Consider the following 24,586-nt stretch of genomic DNA (forward strand, 5'->3'; position numbering starts at 1 on the left):
GATCGCTGGCGGAGGATGCCCTGTGGTCGTTTGGCAACCAACTAATGCGCACGCCGTCGCTAAGCAGAGCTTCTTAATAAGGCAGTTACAGACTGAACGCCACATTTGAGACTTCGTTAGCAAAGGTTGCAGGCCCGATCAGCATTTGCTTTTGGTGGTTAATATGAAGTTTCGAGACAAGCAGGATTTGTCCGGGCTCGATTCAGGACTCTGAGAAATACTGACTTTCAGCCACGCTGCAGCGAAGTTTCGCCAATTTGATGTGCCCCTGTCCGGGGTCGTACGGGGTTCTTGCTATGCATACTTAAGTGCAGAACCAGGGGGGATACAACGCCCTCGGAGGTGAGATGATATCGCCGATAGATCAAGATACGGCATTGACTATCAATCGTCCAGATAGCGAGGCCAAGCCTGGATCCGCGGCGCCTACCGCAATCGATCAGCTCTCAAAAGCTATAGGCCCAACCAACTCTGTCACAGCACGAAGGCCGCCCTATCATTCTGAAGCCGGATCATTATGAAGCAATTCGATGTGAAATCCCCTTGGGAGTGGATAGCCATCGCTCGAACTCCGCCGGCCCCATAGGCTTCGCGAATAGGTAGCCTTGTGCTTCATCACATCCAAGCTCACGTAGTAGCTCCGCGACATCAGCGGTCTCGACTCCTTCACCAACCACCCGATAACCGAGTTCATGCGACAGCGTGATCATGGAGTTAACCAACGACTTTGGTTTTCTGCCTGTCCCAAGCTCTTTGATAAAAGACCGGTCGATCTTCACGACATCAATGGGGAGCCGTTGAAGGTAGGACAAACTGCTATGTCCCGTCCCAAAATCGTCGATGGCGAGCCGTATGCCGGTGGAACGTAGAGCGCTCAGCTGCCACATGGCGCGCTCACCGTCTCGCATAACCGCGCTCTCGGTAAGCTCCAATTCGAGGAACTGCGGGCGAACGCGGTGCTTCAGCAACAGCAGCTGAACGCGCTGAACGAGATCTGACTCCTCGAGATTCGTCGCAGAAAGATTGACTGAAAGTGTCAGCTGTCGGCCGCTAGCGTGCCAATATCCGAGTTGCCGTATCGCGCTTTTGAGCACCCAATCGCTGGTTTCTCGGGCCAGCGTCGTCTGCTCAACGATCGGGATGAACTCACTCGGCGGGACCGGGCCCAATTGGGGATGGCTCCACCGCATGAGAGCCTCAGCGCCGGAACAGTCTCCGGTGTTCATGTCAATGCGGGGTTGAAACAAGAGGTGAAACTGATTCCCGCCCTCGTGCAGAGCCACCCCGAAGTCTTTCAAAATCGCGAAGCGTCGTACATGGACTTGATCTTCTTCAGGCGAATACTTCCTCACCGCATTCAGCGATCTGCGTGCCTCCAGCGCAGCGCTGTGCGCCATCCTCAGGATAGCCAAAGGCTCGGTCTCCCTCGGGCGGAATGGCGCAAGGCCGATAGAGGCCGTCTTCAGAAAGCTGCCAGTCGATCCTTTGGCTATTCTGTCGAGAAAGTCCTGTAAACGTGTCTGATACTCGGATGGGTCCACATCAGGAGGCGCGAGGAAGGCGAATTGCGTTGCACCGACGTGATAGGCTGTCCGACTTGAACCAAGCGCTTCGCGGACCAGTCGAGCAGCGACGCGAACAATATCATCTATGTAGCCAGCGCCCATGACGCGCGTGCCGCTACTGATTTGCTCATCCCTCGCCAGATCGACGAGAACAGCGATGTGTTGCGTATTGTTGTGGTCCCGTGCGAGATCCATCAGATCTTCGAAAAACTGGAGGCGGTTCGGGAGGCCGCTGACTGGGTCGATCCGGCCAAAGGCGTGTTGCAGCTCGATCTGTGCCATCACCATCTCGGCCATGTCTTTCAATGCCGTAAGCTCAGATTTTAATACTGCTCTAGGCTTTACACCGAGAACGCACAGGGCGCCCAGTCCATGGCCATCACGCGTGATAAGAGGCGCACCAGCGTAAAACCGGATTCCCTGTTCGGCCAATGGGCTTGTTGAATAGCGCGGGTGTTCCATCAGGTCGGGAACGACGACCACGCTAGCGGTCTCGGCAACTTCCGCGCAAGGCGCTTTGTCGCGCGGGATCGAGTCGTGTTGAACTCCGATTCGTGACTTGAACCACTGCCTATCGCTATCGGTCAGGGATACGGCGGCAATCGGGAGTTCGAAGAGCTTGCTGGCTGTACGCGTTATTCGATCGAACGTTTCGCTTGGTGGCGTATCGAGCAACCGGAGCCGCGTGAGAGCGTCGAGTCGTTGTGCTTCGTTATATTGCGCGGTCATAGTCGCTCCAGACGATGGTGTCCGGGCGAAATACGTACGCCAAATGTGAAAGGTCCAATGAAAATCGCGCGAAGCGTGCAACGGTGCCTCGCATCTATCGAATAGACCTAGTGATTGGTTAAGCAGCCGGACAGCCGCGATGGTGCTATGGCACGCTGAGTCTTGTCGGCGTGATGGTTTTTTGCCGTTTGCCAGTCTTCTGGCTAGATACTGCTCCATCTGGTCAACCGCCTTTACCAACGCAAGTCGGGGATGGTCGCCATAAAACTGTCGGTCGGCGAAAGCTACCTGGTCAATCACAAGAAGCTGTTCCGGCTGTACCGGGAGGAACGGCTCACGGTGCGCCGCAGAGGTGGCCGCAAGCGGGCCCTCGGCACACGTGCGCCGATGACGGTGCCGCTGCTCCCGAATGATCGCTGGTCGCTCGACTTTGTGTCGGATCAGATGACCGACGGCCGGCGCTTCCGTATCCTGACCGTGGTCGACGACTGCGCCCGCGAGTGCCTGGCGCTGGTGGCCGACACCTCACTCTCGGGCGCCCGGGTCGTTCGGGAGCTGGACCGGCTGGTCGCCGAGCTCGGCAAGCCCAGGATGGTGGTGAGCGACAACGGCAGCGAGCTCACCAGCAATGCCATCCTGACATAGGCCGATCAGAGCTGTGTCGCCTGGCACTACATCGAGCCGGGCAAACCCATGCAGAACGCCTTCATCGAGAGCTTCAACGACCGCCTGCGGGATGAACTTCTGAATGAGACGCTGTTCACCTTGACCTGCCCCTAAGAACTTCCTCCAGAAGGATTTAGAGTCCGCCCTGACGATGCAGTGAGGCCGAATTTTAGACCACCCAGAACTAGAGTTTTGCGCCCTGATCACGGTGGCGGGCCGGTTGCGCCATCGTGGTTTTGCAGCAGAATCGGCGGTTTGTTGCCGATCGCGCCGTGCGGCCGTTCTTCGTTGTAGTACCTGCGCCAAGTCTCCACTTTTTCCTCGGCATCCGCAAGCGTCAGGAACCAATGGGCATTGAGACATTCCTCCCGGAAGCGTCCGTTGAACGCCTTGATGAAAGCATTGTCCGTCGGCTTGCCGGCCCTGGAGAAGTCCAGCGTGACGCCGCGCTGATACGCCCAGACGTCGAGATCGCGCGACACGAACTCGGTGCCTTGATCGACACGGATCGTTGCCGGGAATCCCACTTCATCGCGGACCCCTTCCAGTATCTCCACGACATCGGTGCCGCGGAAAGTGAACCGCGGTGTCAGCGCTGGCGAGAATCGGGAGAAGATGTCGACGATCGTGAGCACCCGTAGCTTACGTCCGGTTGCCAGCTGATCGTGGACGAAGTCCATCGCCCAGGTCTCGTTTGTTTCGAGGGCTGCCTGGTCGGAGCGACGGGATCTGTAGTGGTAGGTCGACCTGTCGAACTCCAGGGCGTCGCAGGCCCTGCGGATCGACACCTGCCACTTGCCGCAGACCTCGTCGACGAGCTTGCGCTTCCGACCAGGCTTCACAGCTTTCGGCGGATCATGTCCTGCAGCATCTCCTTGTCGAGCGACAGATCGGCCACCAGCTTCCTCAGCTTGCCGTTCTCGTCCTCGAGCTGCTTCAGCCGCCGCATCTCGGTCGGCAGCAGCCCGTCGTACTTCTTCTTCCAACTGAAATAGGTCGCTGGGCTGATCTCGGCCTTGCGGCAGATGTCCGTGACCGGCACTCCGTCGTTGCCCTGCTTCAGATGAACGCCTTCTGGGCGTACGAAAACTTCGAGGCCTTCATCGTCTTCCGCTCTTCCCAGCCGGGGAATCGGCAGCGCAAGACTCTAGCCAAAAATGGTCCAGTTTCCCGGCCTCAGATCACCCCATCCCTAGTCGGCGTCGACACCAACGAATAAATAGACAAGATTGGCGAGCTATTGATCGTTTAACTTATCAACGACGACCTTAAGCTTTGTCGCGCTTTCAATTGCATCCTTCATAGCCCCAGGCTTTGTGCGAGGCGGGACCAGCAATAGTGCCCAGATGACTTCCGCCTCCATTGACCGAAGCGGCGCTCCGCGCCAAGGAAGCTCAGGGCGAAATTGATGACTACGCACAACTCCTCAAGGCGCGTCCTAGTGCTGCTTGCGTTCTCGCTCCTAGCGACTTCCCTGGCAGCTTGCCAGAGGACGGCGAGCGTTAGGCCATCGCCGAGCTTCACCATGTCGCACGAGTCGGCACTCGTGCTCGACGAAGTGCCCGCTCCAAGGATCAAGCCCTGCGACAACGCTCGCGTGGCTTGGCGTTGGCAGCTGGCCGCCCGGATCGAGGCCAATCATCGGCTTCGTGTCTCCCGCTCAAACGTGCGCGACGAGGGCCTCAAAGCATCGGCTATAGCCAAATGATCCCGATCCCTGAATGGCTCATTGGCATTCTTGGCACCGCGTAGGGGAAGGTCATCGGCCTTCTGATCTGCAGCGCGGTGTCGCTCACGAATAACGAGGCGTCGGCGAAGGCCGGACAGGCGATTGCCAACGAGGCAAAGGCGGCTGCCGCCGAAGCTCAACGGCTTGCCGCCGCGACCGATCGGGACCTTGCGCAATTCGCGAGAAGGTCGCGCAGGAATACGCCACGGCACAACTGATCGATCGGCTCGAAGAGCGGCTGGCGCGATCCTTAGATTGTATCAGCGAGCCGTTCGACAAATTCCTCGCGTAGATTGCTAGTCTGTGAACGCCCTGGACGGGTATAAGCATCTTAGGCCGCCTATGAAATTTCGGACACTCGCGGACGCGAGACAAATGTGCCTAAACTATAAGCTGTAATCCGCAGTTATACGGTTCCGCGTTTTGGGGCATCGTTAAGAGAAAGTTGTTTTACTCATTGAGAGTTGGGGTGAGATCTCGTCGAATTTGTGTGGAGCACAGGTAGTGAAGCTGTTAGAAAATATCAAGATCGTCTGGAAGGTGAGTCTTATTGTTGCTGTTCTCGGCGCCGCGCTTGTGGGCATCGTGATATACAGCACTGTGCAGCTAGGGCGGACGGTCGAGGACTTTTCTGGATTGATATCAGATCTGTCGGCAAATCTTGGCCTCGTCCGCGCTCAGCGTCGCGTCGAAACGTACCATGGGGCCCTTTACGCGTTGCTAACTGAAGTCACAGATGAAGCAAACGCTCGGCGCATGAAAATTGCGGTTGAGGCGCGCGACGGCACCGCTGGTTTGTTGGAAATGGCGGCAAAAGACAGTGCAGTTCAAGCGAGTGAGATCCGAAACTTTGCCTCGCGTTTTAAGGTGGTATTTGCTGCGTGTGATCCAAGCTTGGTCGCCGCGTCAAAGTCGACGACCGCTGAAGAGAATGCCAAAGTTGGAGACCGTGTTCGCAAAGATTGCGACCCCGTCGTTGACAACTTGCTCAATGATATTCGTGCATTTTCACTTGTGATGATCAATCGAGTAAACAAGCAACGTGAGGCTGCCAGGGGCGAGGTCGCTGCGACTATGCGCAACGTGATCATGGTCGGCGGACTAGCCCTTCTGCTCGGTGTTGTGGCTGCGTTGTTCATTGGCCTGAAGTCGATGTCGGGTCCGATCGTGCGGCTTAAGGCCGCGATGGAGCGGCTGGCCAACAATGATCTTACAACGGTCGTGCCGGATACGGCTCGCCGTGACGAGATCGGTGACATGGCTAAAACCGTAGAGGTGTTTAAGACTAACGGACTCGAAGTGGCCCGTCTGAAGCAGGCTCAAGAACAGGCCGAGCGGGCCGGGGTCGAACAGCGCCGCCGCGATATGCTCGAGCTCGCAAACCGGTTTGAGCAGGCCGTGGAAGGCATCGTCAATACCGTCTCATCGGCGTCGTCGCAGCTTGAGGCATCCGCTGGTAGTCTCAGCACGACGGCGGAGCGGTCTCGGGAGCTGTCGACCACGGTTTCCGCGGCTACCGAAGAAGCGTCGACCAACGTCCAGTCGGTGGCGTCCGCCACCGAGGAACTGTCGTCCTCCGTGACGGAGATTAGCCGCCAGGTTCAGGAGTCGGCCCGGATGGCAAACGACGCGGTCGGGCAGGCCCGCAAGACCAACGAGCAGGTGGCGGAGTTGTCGAAAGCAGCGGGCCGCATCGGTGATGTGGTCGAGCTCATCAACACGATCGCTGGGCAGACCAATCTACTTGCGCTGAACGCCACGATTGAGGCAGCGCGTGCCGGCGAGGCCGGCCGTGGTTTTGCCGTGGTTGCAACCGAGGTAAAGGCGCTGGCTGAGCAAACGGCGAAGGCGACCGGAGAGATCGGTCAGCAGATCGGCAGCATCCAGGCGGCTACCCATGAATCGGTCGATGCAATCAAGGCGATATCGACTACGATCGAGAAGCTCTCCGAGATCGCCTCGGCGATCGCTGCCGCCGTGGAACAACAGGGGGCTGCGACGCAGGAAATTTCCCGTAACGTCCAGCAGGCCGCTGCTGGTACGCATCAGGTTTCGGTGAACGTAAGTCAAGTGCAGCGCGGAGCTTCTGAGACCGGTTCCGCTTCCGGCCAGGTGCTGTCGGCGGCAAAATCATTGGCGCGGGACAGTGAAAGGCTGAAGGCCGAAATTGGAAGGTTCCTCTCGACCATCCGAGCAGCCTAAAACGACCCAAATGGGCGGGAGCCGAGGGTGGCCGGCTCCAGCGCGGCAGAACCTGCTCCGTCTTTGGAGCCGAGGTAACATAAGATGTACAATGTAGTGCGAGTTCCTATAAATCGTGCGAATGAACTCAAAAAGTACAAACTCCTCAATGAGTTGTCTTCGCTCTTGGCCGGCCGGGCATCGACGGCGCTTGGCGACCAATTCGATCAACTAGAGGCCCAGGTCGCCATATGTCGAATGGCGATCGAAAAGCTCGAACATCAGGTCGCAAAGGACCATAGTCAGCCGGCTGACCAATGGGCGAGGAGCTTCAGTTGCCTGAGCGACGAGCTAAAAATAGCAGAAGCGTTGATGTCGATCGCCCGCGAGCATCTTAGCAACGCTCGGTTGACCAGAGCGGCGTGATCGTACTCGACGGTTGACTACATTGGCCCGCGTTTTTCTCGCGCTCTTGTTCTGGTGCTCGCAAAAGGAGTTTGAACCACTCCTGCGACCGCATCGTGCTCTCGCTAGTGGCTTTCGTAGGTTGGAACAAATCGGTGTCACTCGTCTTTGAGAGATCGACTCTGGCCTCTCAGTAGAGTACGTTTTTAACAACATCCCGCTATTCCCCCTTCTTTGGCGTTCTTTGGCGGCATTAATGACCTTGCCCCTAGGGCTTAATCCAGTTTGAAGTTTGTTCTGGCCCCTTGAGAGGACCAGAGCATGTGACCTGCCCCTAAAAATTTCCTCCAGAAGGATTTAGAGTCCGCCCTGACGAAGGACGGACAGATGAAGCGGAAGCGGTTCACGGAAGAGCAGATCATCGCGGTTTTGAAAGAGCCCGAGGCCGGTGCGAAGACGGCCGATCTGGCTCGCAAGCACGGGATCTCGGAGGCGACGCTCTACAATTGGAAGGCCAAGTTCGGGGGCATGGACGTCTCCGAGGCCAAGCGGCTCAAGGCGCTCGAGGACGAGAATGCCAAGCTGAAGAAGCTGCTGGCCGAGCAGATGCTCGATGCGGCGGCGCTGCGGGAGCTGTTTTCAAAAAGAATGGTAGGGCCTGCCGCCAAGCGCGCCGCAGCGGCGCACCTGCAGGCCAAGCTCGGCCTGTCGGAACGGCGGGCCTGCTCGATCGTCGGGGCGGATCGGACGATGGTGCTCTACCAGTCTCGTCGCTCCTCGGACGCCGAGCTTCGTGCAGACTGCGCGAGCTTGCCAACGAACGGCGGCGGTTCGGCTATCGTCGGCTGTTCATCCTGCTGCGACGGGAGGGCGAACGATCCGGCATCAAGCGTATCCATCGGCTGTACCGCGATGAAGGGCTTACGGTGCGCAAGCGACGCGCTCGTCGAAAGGCGATCGGGATGCGGGCTCCGATCCCGGTGGAAGCGAGACCGAATGCGCGCTGGTCGCTGGACTTTGTCTCCGACCAGTTCGCCAACGGTCGGCGCTTCCGGATCCTCAACATCGTCGATGATGTCACCAAGGAGTGTCTGGGCGCGATCCCGGACACCTCGATCTCGGGCCGGCGGGTGGCACGAGAACTGACGGCCATCGTCGCTTGGCGCGGCAAACCGGGATCAATTGTGTCCGACAACGGCACCGACTTCACCTGCAATGCGATGCTGGCTTGGTGCCAGGACAACAGCATCGCCTGGCACTTCATCGCACCGGGCAAGCCGATCCAGAACGCCTTCGTCGAAAGCTTCAACGGCAGGATGCGCGACGAGCTGCTGAACGAGACGCTGTTCTTCGGCATCGCCGAGGCACGGAGCAAAATTGCTGCATGGGTCGCCGGCCACAATGGCGAGCGGCCTCACTCCTCGCTGCAATACCAGACCCCGGCGGCCTACGCTGCCACATTCACCGCAACGGGCGATCGATCGGCTGCGCAACCCCGACCAGCTCCGCCGCTCGCCCATTGCTCCACCCGCGCCAATCGGCGTAAAACTGATCTGAGGCCGGGAAACTGGACCATTTTTGGGTAGAGTCTTGCGCTGCGGATTCCCCGGCTGGGAGGAGCGGAAGACGATGAAGGCCTCGAAGTTTTCGGACGCCCAGAAGGCGTTCATTCTGAAGCAGGGCAACGACGGCGTGCCGGTCACGGACATCTGCCGCAAGGCCGGGATCAGCCCAGCGACCTATTTTAGTTGGAAGAAGAAGTACGACGGGCTGCTGCCGACCGAGATGCGGCGGCTGAAGCAGCTCGAGGACGAGAACGGCAAGCTGAGGAAGCTGGTGGCCGATCTGTCGCTCGACAAGGAGATGCTGCAGGACATGATCCGCCGAAAGCTGTGAAGCCTGGTCGGAAGCGCAAGCTGGTCGACGAGATCTGCGGCAAGTGGCAGGTGTCGATCCGCAGGGCCTGCGAGGCCCTGGAGTTCGACAGGTCGACCTACCACTACAGATCCCGTCGCTCCGACCAGGCCGCCCTCCTCGAATGATGTCTCGCCCGACCGCAGCACCTTGCGGACGGTGTTCCACGAGACCTTGAGGTCCCGGGCAATCTCCTTGATCGTCTTGCCCTTGACGAAGTGCTCGCGCCTGATCCGCGCAATCGTCTCCACAACCAGCATCCCCCTGACCCCCCGCTTCAACCCGAAGCGGGCAGCCTGCTACGGCCAACAATCGGGGGGTCAATTTTGGACGCCGATCCCCCGGCTTAGGGGGGCAAATTTGCACGCCGGATAACACGAAAATGTTACCGGACAATTCCGCCGATGACTGGGGCGGCGTTACCGAATCAGGTCGGTGGCGCCAATGGCGAGCGGGATCAGCATGGGCGCAAGGCGCGAGATGTTGGCCGCGGTGGCGGAGCGCTACCGTGCGGCTGGACGGGTTGAGAAGGGTAGGATCTTTGACGAGTTGACAGCAACGACGGTTTGGCACCGCAAGCACGCGGTGCGGGCACTGTCGGCTGGAAGCGACAGGCCCAGACCATCACTCGACGAAGGGACAACGGGCCGATCCGAACCAGCGACAAGTCGGCGGCGCAAATACGCCAGCGTGCGCGACGCTCTGGTCGCGCTGTGGGAGGCCTCCGATCGTGTCTGCGGTAACTTGTATCGATGATCCCAGTGCTGTTGCCCGCGCTGGAGCGGCATGGCCGGCTGAAGCCGACGAGCGCCGAGCGAGTGCTGCTGACAACTCTGAGCGCGGCAACGATTGATCGGATGTTGATCGACGTCAAAGTTGCGGCCGCTGGGGGACGCCGGCGGCGTGTCGGATTCTACTCGGCGCTTCGACGCGAGGTGCCGATCCGCAGGTTCAATGACTGGGCAAACCCGCCGCCGGGCTTTTGCGAGATCGACATGGTTGCGCACGGTGGAACCAGCGTCGCCGGCTCGTTTATCCAGACATTGACCATGGTCGACATCGCAACGGGATGGACGGAATGCTTGCCTCTGGTGACACGCGATGGCAGCCTCGTCGTGGAAGCGATGACGCGAGCACAGGGCCTGTTCCCTTGGGTAATCTGTTGCGCCGACTTCGACAACGACAGCGCGTTCATGAACGACGTCGTCGTTCCATGGTGCCGAGCACAGAAGATCGAGGTCACGCGGTCACGTGCCTACAAGAAGAACGATCAGGCTTTCGTGGAGCAGAAGAACGGCGCGGTGGTCAGGCGGCTTGTCGGATACGGACGCTTCGACGGGGTCGAGACGGCCCGGGTGATGGCACGTCTCTCCGCGGCGGCACGCCTGCTGGTGAACTTCTTCCAGCCGTCATTCAAGCTTAAAGAGAAGCGACGCGAGGGTGCCAGGATCATCAAACGCTATCATCCGCCCACTACACCGTACGAACGTGCACTCGAACACCCGAAACTTCCCTCGGCGATCAAGCGCCGTCTGCGCGAGACATATCGGACTCTCGCCCCCGTGCAATTGCTTGCTACGATCCGTTCGGCACAAGAAGAGCTCGGCGAACGGATCGGCAAGCGCGGTCTGCGATAGCTGCCAAGGTATCTTCGGTCGACCCGCGCTCATTCGCCCGGTCGCTTGGCAACTCGGCAAAGACCACCGAGGTGCGGGCTACGCACCGCCTGCCGAAACGGCGATACAAAAAGCGCGTTCGCATGCCGTCCAAGCTCGATCCCCATCTCGCGACGATCGAGAGCTGGCTCGCCGTCGAGCCGCAGCTCACTGCACTGACCATCGTGGGCCGGCTCACCACCATTGATCCCCTGACGTTCAGCGACAAGCAGGATTCCATCGTCCAGCGCTTGCTTCGGTCCCTCCGGCGGAAAGTGGCGGAGACAGCCATCGTATCCATGCCCGTCGACGAAATACGGCCCGGGGCTGTGGACGGCGCTGCGTGTGATGAGCACTCCGCCCCGCCCACACCCCCTCCAAACCGAGTTGGCCGCGGCCAGAGACCGGTCTGGGCCGGTTCGTAGACCTTCGTCCGGGTAACATTCCTCGCTGAGGCAATACGCGGGGGCATTTTTGAACGCCGGTCGACAGCCATGGTCTCCAATTGGGCACAGAAGCTCAAATGCGGCTATCGGTCGGCCGAATTGTACTTTCGTCTCACTTCGGATAAGCGGCGAGGGCCAGGTTGTCTCTTGGAAGCGGCTTAGCTTCGGCTACGCGCCCAATCAATTCGCGCGCCTCGTCGATCTGCCTTTCGACCTTTGCCCGTACGTAGGAGATCAAATCATCTGTAGGTACAACATTTAGACGCCGTGAATCTTTTTCGTCGGGAACGAATCTTATGAAGCCGCGCTTAGCGGCCTCCTCAACATACTTTTTGCACGTATTGGTGTGCCCGATCGGAATCAAGCGGTAAGCTTGCGTCTTGTTGATGTGCTTGCCGCGAAGATGGTGCTCGTAAATGACTACCAGCAGGTTGTCGATGTAGAAGTGAAACATCATGTCTCCCCGATGATCGGCGAGAACCTCGTGCATGAAGTCCGAGAACGCATTGCGGTGATTCGCAAGCGCGGCGGCAATATGTTCGTCGGCGTATTTGCTCGTTGCAGACATCGAGGCCCCTAATGATCACAGCTCGCGGAGGCAACGACGTAATCGCGTGCGTTCGCAAATCAGGTAACGTGCCCCCAGCCATTTGCCACAACGATCTTACTATTTTTTCTCACGAAATGGTGACTGATCTGCAACAATCTGGGGGTATTTTCTGGCCACCTCATTGTTCTATCAATGGAAAATAATGTACCACTATCTATAACTGATCTGGTACAGAGATTGGTGCAATATGCTAAAAAGGGCCTGGGCGTCGTAAGCGTCCAGACCCGACTTTCAGGTTAAACGTCATCAGGAAAATCGACGATTTTCTTGCAAGATGAAGGGCTTGTCAATACGGCGAGTTCTCGGGTCCTCACGTCAGGAGACCTCGATGTGGAGCGAAGTTGAACTGCCCGGCGAATGGCGAAGCTTCCAAAAGCCTTTCCGGATCTTCGGTCCTCTCATCCGCATTGACGAAATCGTTGCTGAGAGCCGCGAGGCGGGGTTCAGCTGGTACTCGGAAGCGTCTCAAACGGCCTTGAAGCAGGTCGCTGGGTACGTCTACGACTTCCTCGCCCAGCCGCATCCGAACTTGGGCCGTGATGGCAATGTTTGCCCCTTCGTGCCTCATGCACTGCAGCGAGGACTTTTCCGCGCGACTATCGTGGGAACGTCCGACCTTGAAAGCGTGGACGCCGCGATGCGGGAAATCATTCCCGTTTTCCAGGCAATGGCACCCGCCAGCCCGCCGAAAGGGCGCAACGCTGAAGGCGACCAAATCCTGAAGTCCATTATTGCGGTGTTTCCCCACGTCGGCGCCGATGCCGCGCCCGAGGTCATCGATGCGCTGCAACGCCGCCTCAAATCGGCGTACATTCGCGCCGGGATGATGGTCGGGCAATTCCACCCCGGTTGCCCCGAGCCGGGTTTGCATAACCCCGCGTTCCGGCCGCTTCAGGCGCCGCTGGCGTGCTTGGCGATCCGCCACATCACCAAATACGACGCGCCCTTCATGGATACCGACGAGTACCTCGACGGCTATCTCCACCTGTTCGGCCTAGAAGGTATGCGCCGCATCGATGCGATGCGCGTCAAAGGCGGCCAACCAAACCTGTCTGGTTCACTAACAACAACCCCGGGGCCGGCGCTACGCAGCGGTGTCGGCCCGGCACCATGAAGGAGTGTAAAGATGAATGTTCATCCGAAGATCGAAGCAGCCCTGGCAGAACAGAGGCCGATTCGGGTGGTTGCGCATGCCAGCCTCGCGCAGCCGATCCGATCGCCAGCCGATTTTGCGAAGGCTCTGGGTTATCCCATAGTTCGCATCGTCAAGACCGTCCTGCTGGCGAACGCCGGCGTGACATCTGATCAGCGCTCGCTATCACATGCGGGGCAATACGCGGCGGTGTCCGTACCCAGCAGCAGTCGGATCAACCTCGCGCGCGTGTCCGAACTTATGGGATGGCCGCGCGCCGAACTCTCGAGCAAAGGCGAGTTGCAGCGCCTGCTGGATTACCCCCCGGGGGGCGTCTCGCCGTTCGGTCTTGGTAATATCCCTCTGATCTTTGACGAAAGTCTGCTCGGATTTGACAGCATCCTCGTTGGTGCCGGTGTTGTTGGTGCAGAACTCGAGGTGCGGCCTCGGGCGCTGCTGGACGTGGCGCAAGGCCAGGTGGCGCAGATCGTGCTGACCTAGTGTCCAATCATGCGGCCCGGGACTTCGCATTCTGGGTAATGTACGGGTCAGTACGCTCGACCAGAAGACCGATCGGCAACTCGTCGGCATTGACCTGCACCGCACCTTAACTGACCACGCCTCCGGATGCTCACGGGGAAGGGGGGCGTGTTCAGTTCGTCAAGGAAAGCCTCGCGTTTACTGGGGAGGCCTCGCCATGTTCCAACTCCTTCTGAACGTCATGGGCGAGGCGTTCGTTGACGGTCGATCAGGTCGGGCAGCTGCTCGTCCCCGTCAGGGAAGGGGCTCTACTCGCTTCGCTCCCCAAGCCGCTTTGCGTCTCGGCCATACGGTGACGATCCTGCGCGCAAGGCATATGGAGCCCGTCGTCCCGGGCGCTCGGTACCGTTTCCCGCCTGGCGGCGGCGCCACCGCTATGCTGGCGCTCCTGCGGGTGCGTTTTCTCTTAGAGGGGAAGGGGGCGGATAGGCCGCCCCGGTACGGTGCGAACTGATACGTATCTATCTTGCGGCCAGGCGGACACGAAGTGGGTAGAGAAGCTCAGCGGCCTGCCCGCAATGCCGCATTGTCGATCCACGCGCCAATGTTCTTGTGGCCCTCCTGGGCAACATAGTCATAAACGGCAGTGACATCGGAAAGCGGCACAACAAAGCCAACCTGCGGTGGGTTCGACTGCATATATCTTGGCAGCGGTACGGGTGTGCTGTGCTTGCTGTATTTCTCCCAGATCCACTTCCATGTCAGCTGACCATCTTGCAGGACTTGCTGCCGGACGAGCTCGTATAAGTAATAACGCCCCCGCTCCGGCGAGCCACGGCCATGAAGTCGAGGGTATCGCTCCGGCGTAGGCCGCCTTGTTCGGCGTCACCGGCCGCCTAAGGATATGGCCTTAAGTCCAGCCTTGAGGTCATGCGGCGATGCAGATGGAAGTTTTGGGCGCCGAACGGCGGCGTCGATGGAGTTATGAGGATAAGGTTCGTCTGATCGAGGAGACGATGCAGTCCGGGCAGACCGTCTGCGGAGTTGCCCGGCGGCATGGGGTGGCTCAGAGCCTGCTGTTCACCTGGCGCCGGCAGGCGCGGCAGGGCCGGCTGGGTGCCGAGGCTGTGCCGGCTATCGTTCCTGTCGCCATCGTGTCGTCGCAGGCTGACGACTTGACGAGGGTGCCATCACCACCGTCGCCATCGCGTGCCGCACCGAGCATGCGGGCCGGAACGATCGAGATCGAACTGGACGACTGCTGCGTGCGCGTCGACCGCGACGTGGACACCGAGGCACTTCGGCGCATTCTCGACCTTTTGAGGCGGCGATGATTCCGATCCCGAGCGACGTCAAGGTCTGGATTGCGACCGGCCACACGGACATGCGCCGTGGTATGCAGAGCCTGGCCCTGATGGTCCAGGAGATTTTGAAGCGAGATCCCCACGCCGGCGATCTCTACATCTTCCGCGGCCGTCGCGGGGATCTGGTCAAGATCCTGTGGCATGACGGAATCGGCTTGTCGCTCTACGCCAAGCGCCTCGACCGAGGAAAGTTCATCTGGCCTTCGGTGTCCAATGGCGCGGTGTCGATCTCGGCCGCGCAGATGGCCTACATGCTTGAGGCGATCGATTGGAGGAATCCGCAGCTGACATGGCGGCCACAGAGCGCAGGCTGAGCAGAGATAGTTGCGGCTTTCCGGTATTTAGGGAGTTCCAACCGGCCTGATCTGTGATTCACTGCGTCGCATGAACGCCGATTGCGATGCTGGACCGGATGACGTCGTCGCCCTGAAACAGGCGTTGGGGGCCGAGCGCGCGAAGGGATTGGAGGTCGCTGCCGAGCTTGCGGCTGCCCGAGCCAAGGCATCGGAAGACGAAGCCCTGATCGCGTCCCAGAAGCTGCAGATCGCCAAGCTGAGGCATCAGATCTACGGGCAGCGGTCGGAGCGTTCATCACGCCTGCTCGAACAACTGGCGCTGACGTTCGAAGAGCAGGAAGCTGGCGCCACCGAGGACGAGCTTGCGGCGGAACGCGCCGCGGTGAAGACCAGCACGGTCCGCGCCTTCACGCGCAAGCGCACCGAGCGACAAACCTTCCCCGAACATCTGCCCCGCGAGTGGGTGGTGATCGAGCCGCCGGCGGCTTGCGAATGCTGCGGCAGCCAGCGGCTGCGCAAGCTCGGCGAGGACGTGACGCGGACGCTGGAGGTGGTGCCGCGCCAATGGAAGGTGATCGAGACGGTGCGGGAGAAGTTCTCCTGCCGGGACTGCGAGAAGATCAGCCAGGCGCCGGCGCCGTTCCATGCCGTGGCGCGGGGATGGGCCGGGCCGAGCCTGCTGGCGATGATCATGTTCGAGAAGTTCGGTCAGCATCAGCCCTTGAACCGCCAGGCCGAGCGCTACGCGCTGGAGGGCGTGCCGATAGCGCTCTCGACCATGGCGGATGCCGTGGGGTCGGTCTGTGCGTCGCTGGACCCGCTGCTGCGCCTGGTTGAAGCGCATGTCATGACGGCCGAGCGCCTTCATGCCGACGATACGACCGTGCCGGTGCTGGCCAAGGGAAAGACTGACACGGGGCGGTGCTGGATCTATGTCCGGGACGACCGGCCGTTCGGTGGTGCGGACCCGCCGGCAGCGATGTTCTACTACTCGCGTGATCGCAAGGGCGAGCATCCGCAGGCGCATCTGGCGCGGTATACCGGCATCCTGCAGGCCGACGCCTATGACGGCTATAACCAGCTCTATCTGGCTGGACGCGGCCCTGGACCGATCCGCGAGGCGTCGTGCTGGGCGCATGCGCGGCGCCCGTTCTTTGCCATGGCCGATCTGGAGGAGAATGCGCGCCGCAAGGCTGCGGGCAAGAAGGAGATCCCGCTTTCTCCGATCGCAATCGAGGTCGTGCGCCGGATCGACGCGTTGTTCGAGATCGAGCGTTCCATCAATGGCAAAAGCGCGCAGGAGCGTCTCGAAGCACGGCAGACGCTCAGTCGGCCTTTGACCGAAGACCTGCGGCTCTACATGCAAGAGCAACTCGCCAAGCTCGCCCGGGGGCACGACCTTGCCAAGGCATTCAATTACGTGCTGAAACGATGGCCGAGCTTCACGCTGTTCCTCGATGACGGTCGTGTGTGCCTCTCCAACAATGCCGCCGAGCGCGGTCTGCGAGGCATCGCCCTAGGTCGAAAATCCTGGCTCTTCTGCGGGTCTGATCGCGGCGGCCGGCGCGCAGCTGCGATGTACAGCCTGATCGTCACCGCCAAAATGAACGGGATCGATCCGCAAGCCTGGCTGACCGATGTCATTGACCGGATTGCCGCTCACCCGTCCCAACGGCTCGACGAACTGCTGCCCTGGAACTGGACGCCTCAGGCCGCAGCGCTCTCCACCCGAGCAGCATGACCACGCACGTCAACAAAGTTCACCACGTCACCACCATCGCCAAGGTTGCCAAGGACCTCGGCGAAGATGAGGAATGGTTGCACGACGTCGCCAGCGAATTGGACATCGAGGATGGCGTCATCTGGGTCTATGGCGCTGGTGACGATGGCGTCATGGCCTTGACCGACTTCGGGATCGACAACCTGATCGAACTCGTCAAAACACGTCGGCAGCTCTGAAATCTCTTCCCAGATGACGCCGCAAACCGGCTCCCCCCGCGGCCTACGGCGGATGCTTACGTCGAGGGGTTTTAGAGCGCGTTGATTTTTCTTCAGAATCGGATTCCCAAGGGAGGCAATCTCTGATTCAAGCTTCATGCTGGGGTGCGGAGGCCAGCATGGATGACGCGACCGTATTCGGAAGATATCCGTGAGGTTGCTCTGGCGCGGGCAGATGCCGGCGAGAGCGTGCGCTCGATTGCAAGCTGTCTCCAGATCAGCCCGTCCTGCATCCCGAAATGGAAGAAGCTGAGGCAGGAGACCGGCAATATCACACCTGGCAAGATCGGCGGTCACAAGAAGCCAGTTCTATCTGGAGACAACGCCGATTGGTTGCGTCAACGCATCCGCTCGGGGCCTTTCACGCTGCGTCAACTGACAAAGGAGCTGGCGGCCCGCGGGATAAAAACAGATGTTCGCGCGGTGTGGACCTTCGTACATGCTGAAGGGCTGAGCTATAAAAAAACGATCCGCGCAGCCGAACAGGATCGCCCAGACGTCGCTCGTAAGCGGACGCGCTGGAAAGCTCACCAGGACAAGATTGACGTCTCCCGCCTGGTCTTTATCGACGAAACTTGGATCAAGACCAACATGGCGCCGCTCCGCGGCTGGGGGCCACGCGGACAACGTCTGGACGCGTCCGTTCCCTTCGGCCACTGGAAGACCATGACCTTCATCGCGGCCCTGCGCCATGATCGGATCACGGCGCCGTGGGTCATTGACGGTCCCATTAATGGCGAACTCTTCACACTCCATGTTGAGAATGAATTGGCTCCGACCTTAACCAAGGGAGACATCGTGATCCTCGACAATCTCGGAAGTCACAAAGGAAAGCGAGCTCGCGAAATCATCCGCGCCAGAGGAGCGCATTTGCTCTTCCTGCCGCCCTATAGCCCCGACCTCAATCCGATCGAGCAGGTCTTCGCCAAGCTCAAGCACCTCATGCGAGCTGCAGAACCGCGCACTATCGAGGAAACTTGGCGAAAGGCCGGAAGGCTCCTCGACCTCTTCTCCGCGGAGGAGTGTGCGAACTATCTCAAAAACTCAGGATATGTTTCCGTATAAAAACATCATGCTCTAGACCCTCCAATGGGCGAGACGCTGTGCTTCAATCAGGCACGCTATTGAAGCCGACATCAGCTCTTCAGCCGGTTCTGAAGTGCCTGCCGATCGACGATGAGGTTGCTGAGGTTGAGATCTACCTGGCGCCCTCCTGCAAGCCTTCGTGCCAGCTCCCTCGTACCGTCGACGACAAAGACGCCGCAATCGTAGCTGTTGCTCTGCTGAGCTATTGGGGCATGTTGCGGATTGGCCCCTACTGCTGCTGCGAGTCTTGCCGCTGGTCCGGCATTGCCGTACTGTTGAGCGGAGTCGTAGTGGTAGGCAACTGGCCTGTCGCGGTTGCGACGGTCGACCAGCAGCAACGACCAATGAGTGCCTCGCGCAGAGAGGCCCGAGATACTGGCATTGTTCACCGGCAGGAACAGGAAGTCGGCTGTGTCGTTTTCATTCCGATCGGACACGATTATATGGAACGCCCTTAGGGCATCGGCACCTGTGCTATGGGCCAGCTGAAAGGCCATTAGGGGATCCACGAACCGGGTCCGAGCGGCGAGATCTGGATTGCTTTGCTGCAACTCCTCCGACAGAAGCTCGTAGTCTCGTTGGATGTGCTCGTCACCCAGCCACTGCATGGAGCCCAGCACACGTCCGCTGCGGTCGCCGGAAGAAGCAGCGGTACCCGATGTGCCGGCCTGGGCATCCCAGGCGGCGAGGTGACGGGGATGATGGACGAATTGGGAGTCACGGCGACCTCGCGGTCCCATTGTGACGGAATAGGTCTCTCCGTTGATGGCCACCGGCTGGGGAGCCATTCGCGAACTCGGCAACAGCATTTTGTTGTCCAGCACATCGATCAGATAATCCGGCACCGGTTGTGAGCCATGCCGCCAATCCTCACCGACGAGATGTCCGATGTCTTCGAGCTCCTGCAGAACGCCTGAGGAGCCGATGAAGAACGGCGGAGCGCCGGCTGGGCTGAGCGCCGGCCTTGACTGGGCGTCGTCACCCATGTCCTGCGGTATAGACGGCAGATCCGTGAACGAAGAAAGACCTTGGTAAATCTCTGAGGAGCGGGCGGGCGCGCCCTCCGGCAAGGCATTGAAGTAGGACGACTGGGCGTCGTCGCGCAAGGCCTGCGGTGTGTACGGCAGGTCCGTGAACGAAGAAAGACCTTGGTAAATCTCTGAGGACGGAACTGGCGCATCTTCCGGAAAAACACTGAAATAGGCCGACCGGGCGTCGTCACGCACGGCCTGCGGTGTGGACGGCAGGTCCGCGAACGAAGAAAGACCTTGGTAAATCTCTGAGGATGGGACTGGCGCGTCTTCCGGAAAGACATTGAAGTAGGCCGACTGGGCGTCGTCACGCACGGCCTGCGGTGTAGACGGCAGGTCCGCGAACGAAGAAAGGCCTTGGTAAATCTCTGAGGAGTGAGCGGGCGCGCCCTCCGGCGTGGGAAAGTCGAAGAAGGCCGGCAATTGCAAGTCTTGAAGCCAGGTTGAGGTCGAGCTTGAGTCGGCCGAAGTCTGCAACCCCGCCTGCCCAAACCGGTCGGGCTGCGACCGGGTCCACTCAGCTTCTGACGGCGGCTGCGGCAAAGTTCGTCTCCAGGCCGAGCTTGCGTCCGGCTCGCCTCTCTGCTGCGGGAGGTCCAGGCCGAGCGCCCTATTTGCATCGACGACCTGTGCGTACTGCCTCAGTTTCCTCAGAGACACCAGAACGTCCCCCCTTGCGTCATTGAAAGCCTCGCAGTCTTGATCCAGCGAGCTTCGCTGCTCGTCATTGCCATGATCGTGTCCCATAGAGTGGTGTAGCTGGCATGGTGGATCACCGGGCGATTCCGGTGCGGGCCGAGCTGGTCAGCCTGCCACGGCGGGCAGGCCAGCAATGGGATCATCGCTCAAAGGCGCGATGGTTTCCAGAGTCATGTAGCGGGCGCGCTGGACGGCCCACTCGTCGTTCTGCTCGAGCAGGATCGCACCGACGAGACGGACGATTGCTTCCTCGTTTGGGAAGATGCCGACGACCTCGGTGCGGCGCTTGATCTCGCCATTGACCCTCTCGATTGGATTGGTCGAGTGCAGCTTGGCGCGGTGCTGTGCCGGGAAGCTCATATAGGCGAGCACGTCAGGCTCGGCCTCATCCATGAGGGCGGCGAGCTTGGGCACGTTGGGACGGATCTGGTCGGCGACCTTGCGCCATTGCGCCTTGGCTGCCTCGGCGTCGTCCTGGGCAAAGGCCGTGGCGATGAAGGCGGAGACCACGCGGCGCCCGCTCTTACCGGCATGAGCGAGAGCGTTGCGCATGAAGTGAACGCGACAACGCTGCCAGGTGGCATTGAGCACCTTGGCGACGGTGGCCTTGATGCCCTCGTGAGCATCCGAGATCACGAGCTGCACGCCACGCAGTCCACGGCGTGTGAGCTTGCGCAGGAACGCGGTCCAGAACGTCTCGGCCTCGGACGGGCCGACGTCCATGCCCAGCACCTCGCGTCGGCCGTCGCTGTTGACGCCGATCGCGACGATAACCGCGACCGAGACGATGCGCCCGTTCTGGCGCACCTTCACGTAGGTGGCGTCGATCCACAGATACGGCCAGTCGCCTTCGATCGGACGGGCGAGAAAGGCCTTCACCTTGTCGTCGATCTCGCCACAGAGCCGGCTCACCTGGCTCTTGGAGATGCCGCTCATCCCCATCGCCTGCACGAGGTCGTCGACCGAACGGGTCGAGACGCCCTGGACGTAGGCTTCCTGGATCACGGCGGTCAGCGCCTTCTCGGCCATCCGGCGCGGCTCCAGGAAGCCCGGGAAGTAGCTTCCCTTGCGCAGCTTGGGAACGCGCAGCTCGACCGAACCGGCCCGCGTCTCCCAGGTCCGGTCACGGTAGCCGTTGCGCTGCGCCAGACGCTCGGAGCTCTTCTCGCCATAGGCCGCCCCGGTCAGCCCGGCGACTTCCATCTCCATCAACCGCTGCGCTGCAAAGCCGATCATCTCGCGCAGAAGATCCGCGTCCGGGGCCTTCTCCACGAGTGCGCGAAGGTTCATCATCTCGTCGGTCATCGGTGGTTCCTCGAATCAGGTTGGTGTCAGCAACCCGACCCTACCGGGCAATCGCCGGTGACCACCGCAAAGCCGTCCACCCGCTACAGCGCTATGGGGGAGCGCGCGGGCGGACGGCTTTGCTCTACCGAGTTACACCACGCCCGGGGACACGACCCATTGCCATTAATCCGGCTAGCGATGCCCCTTCTACCGGTGGCTCGGAGCCAATCGCCGAACTCGCGCTGCGATGAAGCAGTTCTTCGAACTGCTGCTCTCTTCTGACGGGAAAGAGGATTGGGCCTGTTCAACTCCTCGTTGGCGAGGCCCTCGATGAGGCCGGCATCCTCCTCGTAAGGCCGAATTCCTTCGAAACCTAAGAATTCTCGAACTTGATCAAGCGGGGGCACCTGCCTTCCGGTTTTCCGGTACGCCGCGCAATCAGCCCTCAACGACTCCAGCTGCTGATCAGTTCCGTCAATCCGGCTCACAATGCTAAGCTTGCCCTCGCTCTGAAGCCAATCACCGAAACTGCGCAGTCGCGAGGCTTGCGTCGCAACGGCGCTCCTTTCCTGGCCCATGGACAGCGCATTAGTCTTGCCATGGTCGATGGCAAGGGCGTCCTCCCGATAAGGAGCAAATAATTGGCGTCCCATCAGGCGGGGGCCGGCACCGATACCTACGAGCTGCCCATCAGGCCCTAGTCTACGCAGATAAGACAGCGCCATGCGAAGGCGGCCTTTATCGCCGCCAATATCTTCGAAGTACTTGTCCACGTCGTCGGCCAATGACGTTGGCTCAGTGTACAACCTGGCCAATGGATCCTTCTTGTGCGCTAGAAGCCAACGCGCAAACTGCCTGAGAATCCCCACATGCATGCGAATGGTTCCTGAGGGAACCGCACCAGTCCCGTGGCCTCTGGTACCATCAGGCTCAATTTTATACCCTCTGACAGCCTTATCAAATTGAGAGATCAACTGCTCGTCGGAAGGATGCATGGGGTGGCCGTGCGTATATACCCGCTTAGGGGCTTTAAGAGTCTTTCCAGCCTGAAAATCCTGAAGCGTACGGAGAGCTCCACTTAAAGACTTCCTGCCCGTGCTATGGGCGCTGGCCGCCTTTACAAACTCATCTTTATAAGCTGTCAGTAGATCAGGATCGCCAAGCACGTCCTTCAGAACGAGGCCTTTAGATTGGAGGAACCCACTGAACTGCCGAAGCGCCAACGCGTAGTCATTAACAGTAAAGGGGTTGAAGTTCGCGACCCTCAACACTTTCTTGAACTTGTCGATCAGCTCCTGGTCTGTATCGGACGGGCGAGGGCGCTTTGCACGGTCGATCTGAAGCGCGGAGTGGAGCACAACATACTCCAGGTCGCCAGACGACTTCTCACAACGGCGTCCTCTCAATACTTTACCTAGTCCTGATTTTACCCGGGAGAGCAGTCCAGGTGGCTTGCTGTATTCTTTCGTCCGGACTGTAAATTGCGCCTCCAGAGGCGCTTCGTATCGCATGCTGCTGGATGATGCCGAACCCAAGCCGTCTGCGCTCGATCCGGGGGAAGCGCGCGGAATATCGACACTGTTGAACAAACTGTCACGCAAGTCGTGCCCTTGTGGCATAAGCATGGAACCAGCATGGTTCGTGTGCTGAATATTGTCGCCCGACCGCCCGACTGGAGTGTCAGGCAAACTGGCCTCAGTCAAGCCATCCTTGGAGGATCGAGGCTCCAATTCGCCCAGCTGCTGCTCAAAGCCAGCCTGATCAACTGGCTCGAGATCGGCCTGCTGCCGCGCACGCAGCAGTTCCTGCTGCTCTGCGTACCAGCGGATCCAATGGTTCGGGTCGTTATAGCCGGGTTCCATGTTCCCCTCTTTGGATGTAATAGCTCTTCATAGCTGCACCGGAACAACAGCCCGGTGGAGCGCCCAGAACTTTGAAGTCAGAAGCCGAAAGTGGATTTCGGATTCAGCCGCTTCGAATTCAATTCGATGGTTTCACATCCCTTCGCCCGACCCGTGGCGACCGATTCCGACTCACCTGAGGCCTTGAGGAGATTACGGCTCCACTTCCTATCGTGGGACTTGACGCGGTACGTGATTCGGACCGTACGACCTGACGCTACGTAGGCTTCAAGCTTCATTTTACCAAGCACGGGGCATGTTGACTCACGACATCGTCTAGTGTTCGTCGCGATCGTTTTCCGAATGAGTGGACATCTGTAGCAGGCCCGAAAAGCATAAAGGTGCCGTTTGTTATTGCCTGCGATTGCGAAATGCTGTCACCCGGGCCTGAGCGAGCTCCGAAATCTGAGTATCCTGATAAGTAGAATGTTTGTCCGATGGCGAACAAGACTGACCGGAAAATCGGCAGTGGCGATGAGCAGATGAGCTCGCCGCAACCACACACCAGCCTTCAAAGTGAAGGCTGCTGCTTGCCGCCGCAGGGCGACCAAACGCTTGCTTAAATGTTGGAGAAGTTCGACGTCTGCTCAAATTAGATCGCGTCGCGGAAAGCGCAGCATGAAGTAGTTGCGACTATGAGTCTTGTCCGGGCGCCGAGCCGTTCGGTTGTCGATGGGCGCTTAGCATAGAGGGGTATGCATTGGGTGCGTTTTGACTGCGTGGAGAGCGGCGCGGCTGAGCTTGCGCGCAGTTGCCAACGATCCCGCCTCAGCGCGACTGGGCGGCTGCATCAGGGCGTATTTTCAAATGACCTTGCCCCCAAGTTTTATCCAGGTCTGAGTTCGTTCGGGCGGTTGGATATGCCCATACGGGCGGTGGTAGCGGCGGGAGCTGGCGCGGAGCCTTCACAGCGCAGCGCCAGATCCCGACGCGGATGGCAGGTTGCGGCAAACTCGGATGGTGTCTTTCATCCGAGCTGGGAGTGCGGCCGAGCGTCGTTATAGTCGGCCCGCCAGCATCGGAGAGCGACGCGGGCCTGGGCGAGCGAGGTGAACAGCGTCTCATTCAGCAGTTCATCCCGCCGGGGGGCGTTGAAGCTCTCGATGAAGGCGTTCTGCATGGGTTTGCCCGGCGCGATGTAGTGCCAGGCGACACGGCTCTGATCGGCCCATGTCAGGATGGCATTGCTGGTGAGCTGGCTGCCGTTGTCGCTCACCACCATCCTGGGCTTGCCGCGCTCGGCGACCAGCCGGTCTAGCTCCCGAGCGACCCGGGCGCCCGAGAGTGAGGTGTCGGCCACCAGCGCCAGGCACCCGCGGGCGCAGTCGTCGACCACGGTGAGGATCCGAAAGCGCCGGCCGTCGGTCATCTGATCCGACACAAAGTGCAGTGAGGCCGAATTTTGGACCACC

General features: G+C 59.9%; 17 protein-coding genes and 5 pseudogenes. 14 read left to right on the top strand and 8 right to left on the bottom strand.

The genetic code is table 11. From position 1 onward, the window contains the following. Window positions 1-515: 515 nt before the first annotated feature. Window positions 516-2,294 (bottom strand): EAL domain-containing protein, encoded by a 1,779-nt coding sequence (locus BRAD285_RS05160; RefSeq protein WP_087877593.1) that lies wholly within the window; start codon window positions 2,292-2,294, stop codon window positions 516-518. A 279-nt stretch (window positions 2,295-2,573) separates the two neighbouring features. Here BRAD285_RS05160 and BRAD285_RS05165 point away from each other — a divergent pair. Continuing rightward, window positions 2,574-3,056 (top strand): annotated as a pseudogene (locus tag BRAD285_RS05165) (DDE-type integrase/transposase/recombinase); the annotation flags it as partial. A 107-nt stretch (window positions 3,057-3,163) separates the two neighbouring features. Here BRAD285_RS05165 and BRAD285_RS05170 read toward each other — a convergent pair. After that, window positions 3,164-4,064 (bottom strand): annotated as a pseudogene (locus BRAD285_RS05170) (integrase core domain-containing protein). Window positions 4,065-5,193: 1,129 nt separating this feature from the next. Between BRAD285_RS05170 and BRAD285_RS05185 the strand changes: the two are divergent. The 4 genes and pseudogenes from BRAD285_RS05185 to BRAD285_RS05195 all read left to right on the top strand — a co-directional run. Further along, window positions 5,194-6,891 (top strand): methyl-accepting chemotaxis protein, encoded by a 1,698-nt coding sequence (locus BRAD285_RS05185; RefSeq protein WP_035647011.1) that lies wholly within the window; start codon window positions 5,194-5,196, stop codon window positions 6,889-6,891. Window positions 6,892-6,975: 84 nt separating this feature from the next. Continuing rightward, the gene (locus BRAD285_RS35190; RefSeq protein ID WP_006612810.1) at window positions 6,976-7,296 is read left to right on the top strand and encodes a hypothetical protein; all 321 of its coding nucleotides are present in this window, start codon (window positions 6,976-6,978) and stop codon (window positions 7,294-7,296) included. A 366-nt stretch (window positions 7,297-7,662) separates the two neighbouring features. Next, a protein-coding gene (locus tag BRAD285_RS05190; RefSeq protein WP_371507534.1) for an IS3 family transposase occupies window positions 7,663-8,861 on the top strand; the annotation gives its coding sequence in 2 pieces (ribosomal slippage) (window positions 7,663-8,071 and window positions 8,071-8,861; 1,200 coding nt in all). A 43-nt stretch (window positions 8,862-8,904) separates the two neighbouring features. Then, window positions 8,905-9,308, top strand: a pseudogene (locus BRAD285_RS05195) (transposase); the annotation flags it as partial. A gap of 3 nt (window positions 9,309-9,311) precedes the next feature. Here BRAD285_RS05195 and BRAD285_RS36120 read toward each other — a convergent pair. Next, window positions 9,312-9,449 (bottom strand): annotated as a pseudogene (locus BRAD285_RS36120) (IS21 family transposase); the annotation flags it as partial. Between the two features lie 501 nt (window positions 9,450-9,950). Here BRAD285_RS36120 and BRAD285_RS05200 point away from each other — a divergent pair. Then, entirely contained in the window at window positions 9,951-10,826 is an 876-nt protein-coding gene (locus BRAD285_RS05200) for a DDE-type integrase/transposase/recombinase (RefSeq protein ID WP_172889740.1), read from the top strand. Window positions 10,827-10,948: 122 nt separating this feature from the next. Then, entirely contained in the window at window positions 10,949-11,269 is a 321-nt protein-coding gene (locus BRAD285_RS05205; protein WP_035646313.1) for a hypothetical protein, read from the top strand. A 133-nt stretch (window positions 11,270-11,402) separates the two neighbouring features. Here BRAD285_RS05205 and BRAD285_RS05210 read toward each other — a convergent pair whose 3' ends face one another. Continuing rightward, window positions 11,403-11,858 (bottom strand): hypothetical protein, encoded by a 456-nt coding sequence (locus tag BRAD285_RS05210; RefSeq protein ID WP_006610111.1) that lies wholly within the window; start codon window positions 11,856-11,858, stop codon window positions 11,403-11,405. 370 nt (window positions 11,859-12,228) lie between these two features. Between BRAD285_RS05210 and BRAD285_RS05215 the strand changes: the two genes are divergently transcribed. The 7 genes from BRAD285_RS05215 (at window position 12,229) to BRAD285_RS05245 (ending at window position 18,235) form a co-directional block, all read left to right on the top strand. Continuing rightward, complete coding sequence (locus BRAD285_RS05215; RefSeq protein WP_006610112.1) at window positions 12,229-13,014, top strand: DUF6875 domain-containing protein; 786 nt, start codon at window positions 12,229-12,231, stop codon at window positions 13,012-13,014. Window positions 13,015-13,026: 12 nt separating this feature from the next. Continuing rightward, window positions 13,027-13,533, top strand: a complete 507-nt coding sequence (locus tag BRAD285_RS05220; RefSeq protein ID WP_006610113.1) for an aminoacyl-tRNA deacylase — start codon at window positions 13,027-13,029, stop codon at window positions 13,531-13,533. A 923-nt stretch (window positions 13,534-14,456) separates the two neighbouring features. Beyond that, window positions 14,457-14,846 carry a transposase gene (locus tag BRAD285_RS05225; RefSeq protein ID WP_157681650.1) on the top strand — a complete coding sequence of 130 codons (390 nt, stop codon included), beginning with the start codon at window positions 14,457-14,459 and terminating at the stop codon, window positions 14,844-14,846. After that, on the top strand, window positions 14,843-15,190 hold the full coding sequence (gene tnpB / locus BRAD285_RS05230) for an IS66 family insertion sequence element accessory protein TnpB (protein ID WP_006613318.1): 348 nt from the start codon (window positions 14,843-14,845) through the stop codon (window positions 15,188-15,190). Before BRAD285_RS05225 ends, tnpB begins: the two co-directional genes overlap by 4 nt. A 70-nt stretch (window positions 15,191-15,260) precedes the next feature. Next, window positions 15,261-16,913: an IS66 family transposase gene (locus tag BRAD285_RS05235; protein ID WP_157681662.1), complete on the top strand. Its 1,653-nt coding sequence runs from the start codon at window positions 15,261-15,263 to the stop codon at window positions 16,911-16,913. Continuing rightward, entirely contained in the window at window positions 16,910-17,131 is a 222-nt protein-coding gene (locus BRAD285_RS05240; protein ID WP_087877564.1) for a hypothetical protein, read from the top strand. Before BRAD285_RS05235 ends, BRAD285_RS05240 begins: the two co-directional genes overlap by 4 nt. A gap of 162 nt (window positions 17,132-17,293) precedes the next feature. Continuing rightward, a complete protein-coding gene (locus tag BRAD285_RS05245) occupies window positions 17,294-18,235 on the top strand; it encodes an IS630 family transposase (protein WP_087877595.1) in 942 nt (313 codons plus the stop codon). A gap of 71 nt (window positions 18,236-18,306) precedes the next feature. Here BRAD285_RS05245 and BRAD285_RS36125 read toward each other — a convergent pair whose 3' ends face one another. From BRAD285_RS36125 to BRAD285_RS05265, 4 genes and pseudogenes are all read right to left on the bottom strand, one after another. After that, window positions 18,307-19,764 (bottom strand): Ulp1 family isopeptidase, encoded by a 1,458-nt coding sequence (locus tag BRAD285_RS36125; RefSeq protein WP_244563582.1) that lies wholly within the window; start codon window positions 19,762-19,764, stop codon window positions 18,307-18,309. Window positions 19,765-20,091: 327 nt separating this feature from the next. Then, window positions 20,092-21,291 (bottom strand): IS256 family transposase, encoded by a 1,200-nt coding sequence (locus tag BRAD285_RS05255; protein WP_087877558.1) that lies wholly within the window; start codon window positions 21,289-21,291, stop codon window positions 20,092-20,094. 83 nt (window positions 21,292-21,374) lie between these two features. After that, window positions 21,375-23,135: a hypothetical protein gene (locus BRAD285_RS05260; protein ID WP_087877597.1), complete on the bottom strand. Its 1,761-nt coding sequence runs from the start codon at window positions 23,133-23,135 to the stop codon at window positions 21,375-21,377. A gap of 865 nt (window positions 23,136-24,000) precedes the next feature. Beyond that, a pseudogene (locus BRAD285_RS05265) lies at window positions 24,001-24,567 on the bottom strand (integrase core domain-containing protein); the annotation flags it as partial. Between the last annotated feature and the right edge of the window lie 19 nt (window positions 24,568-24,586).

It is taken from the genome of Bradyrhizobium sp. ORS 285, from assembly GCF_900176205.1.
GTDB lineage: Bacteria > Pseudomonadota > Alphaproteobacteria > Rhizobiales > Xanthobacteraceae > Bradyrhizobium.

Coding starts and splice junctions, on each gene's coding strand:
- BRAD285_RS35190 (WP_006612810.1), top strand. CDS start 6,976: ATGTACAATGTAGTGCGAGTTCCTATAAATCGTGCGAATGAACTCAAA.
- BRAD285_RS05205 (WP_035646313.1), top strand. CDS start 10,949: ATGCCGTCCAAGCTCGATCCCCATCTCGCGACGATCGAGAGCTGGCTC.
- BRAD285_RS05225 (WP_157681650.1), top strand. CDS start 14,457: ATGGAAGTTTTGGGCGCCGAACGGCGGCGTCGATGGAGTTATGAGGAT.
- BRAD285_RS05220 (WP_006610113.1), top strand. CDS start 13,027: ATGAATGTTCATCCGAAGATCGAAGCAGCCCTGGCAGAACAGAGGCCG.
- BRAD285_RS05210 (WP_006610111.1), bottom strand. CDS start 11,858: ATGTCTGCAACGAGCAAATACGCCGACGAACATATTGCCGCCGCGCTT.
- BRAD285_RS05215 (WP_006610112.1), top strand. CDS start 12,229: ATGTGGAGCGAAGTTGAACTGCCCGGCGAATGGCGAAGCTTCCAAAAG.
- BRAD285_RS05255 (WP_087877558.1), bottom strand. CDS start 21,291: ATGACCGACGAGATGATGAACCTTCGCGCACTCGTGGAGAAGGCCCCG.
- BRAD285_RS05160 (WP_087877593.1), bottom strand. CDS start 2,294: ATGACCGCGCAATATAACGAAGCACAACGACTCGACGCTCTCACGCGG.
- BRAD285_RS05245 (WP_087877595.1), top strand. CDS start 17,294: ATGACGCGACCGTATTCGGAAGATATCCGTGAGGTTGCTCTGGCGCGG.
- BRAD285_RS05235 (WP_157681662.1), top strand. CDS start 15,261: ATGAACGCCGATTGCGATGCTGGACCGGATGACGTCGTCGCCCTGAAA.
- BRAD285_RS05240 (WP_087877564.1), top strand. CDS start 16,910: ATGACCACGCACGTCAACAAAGTTCACCACGTCACCACCATCGCCAAG.
- BRAD285_RS05260 (WP_087877597.1), bottom strand. CDS start 23,135: ATGGAACCCGGCTATAACGACCCGAACCATTGGATCCGCTGGTACGCA.
- tnpB (WP_006613318.1), top strand. CDS start 14,843: ATGATTCCGATCCCGAGCGACGTCAAGGTCTGGATTGCGACCGGCCAC.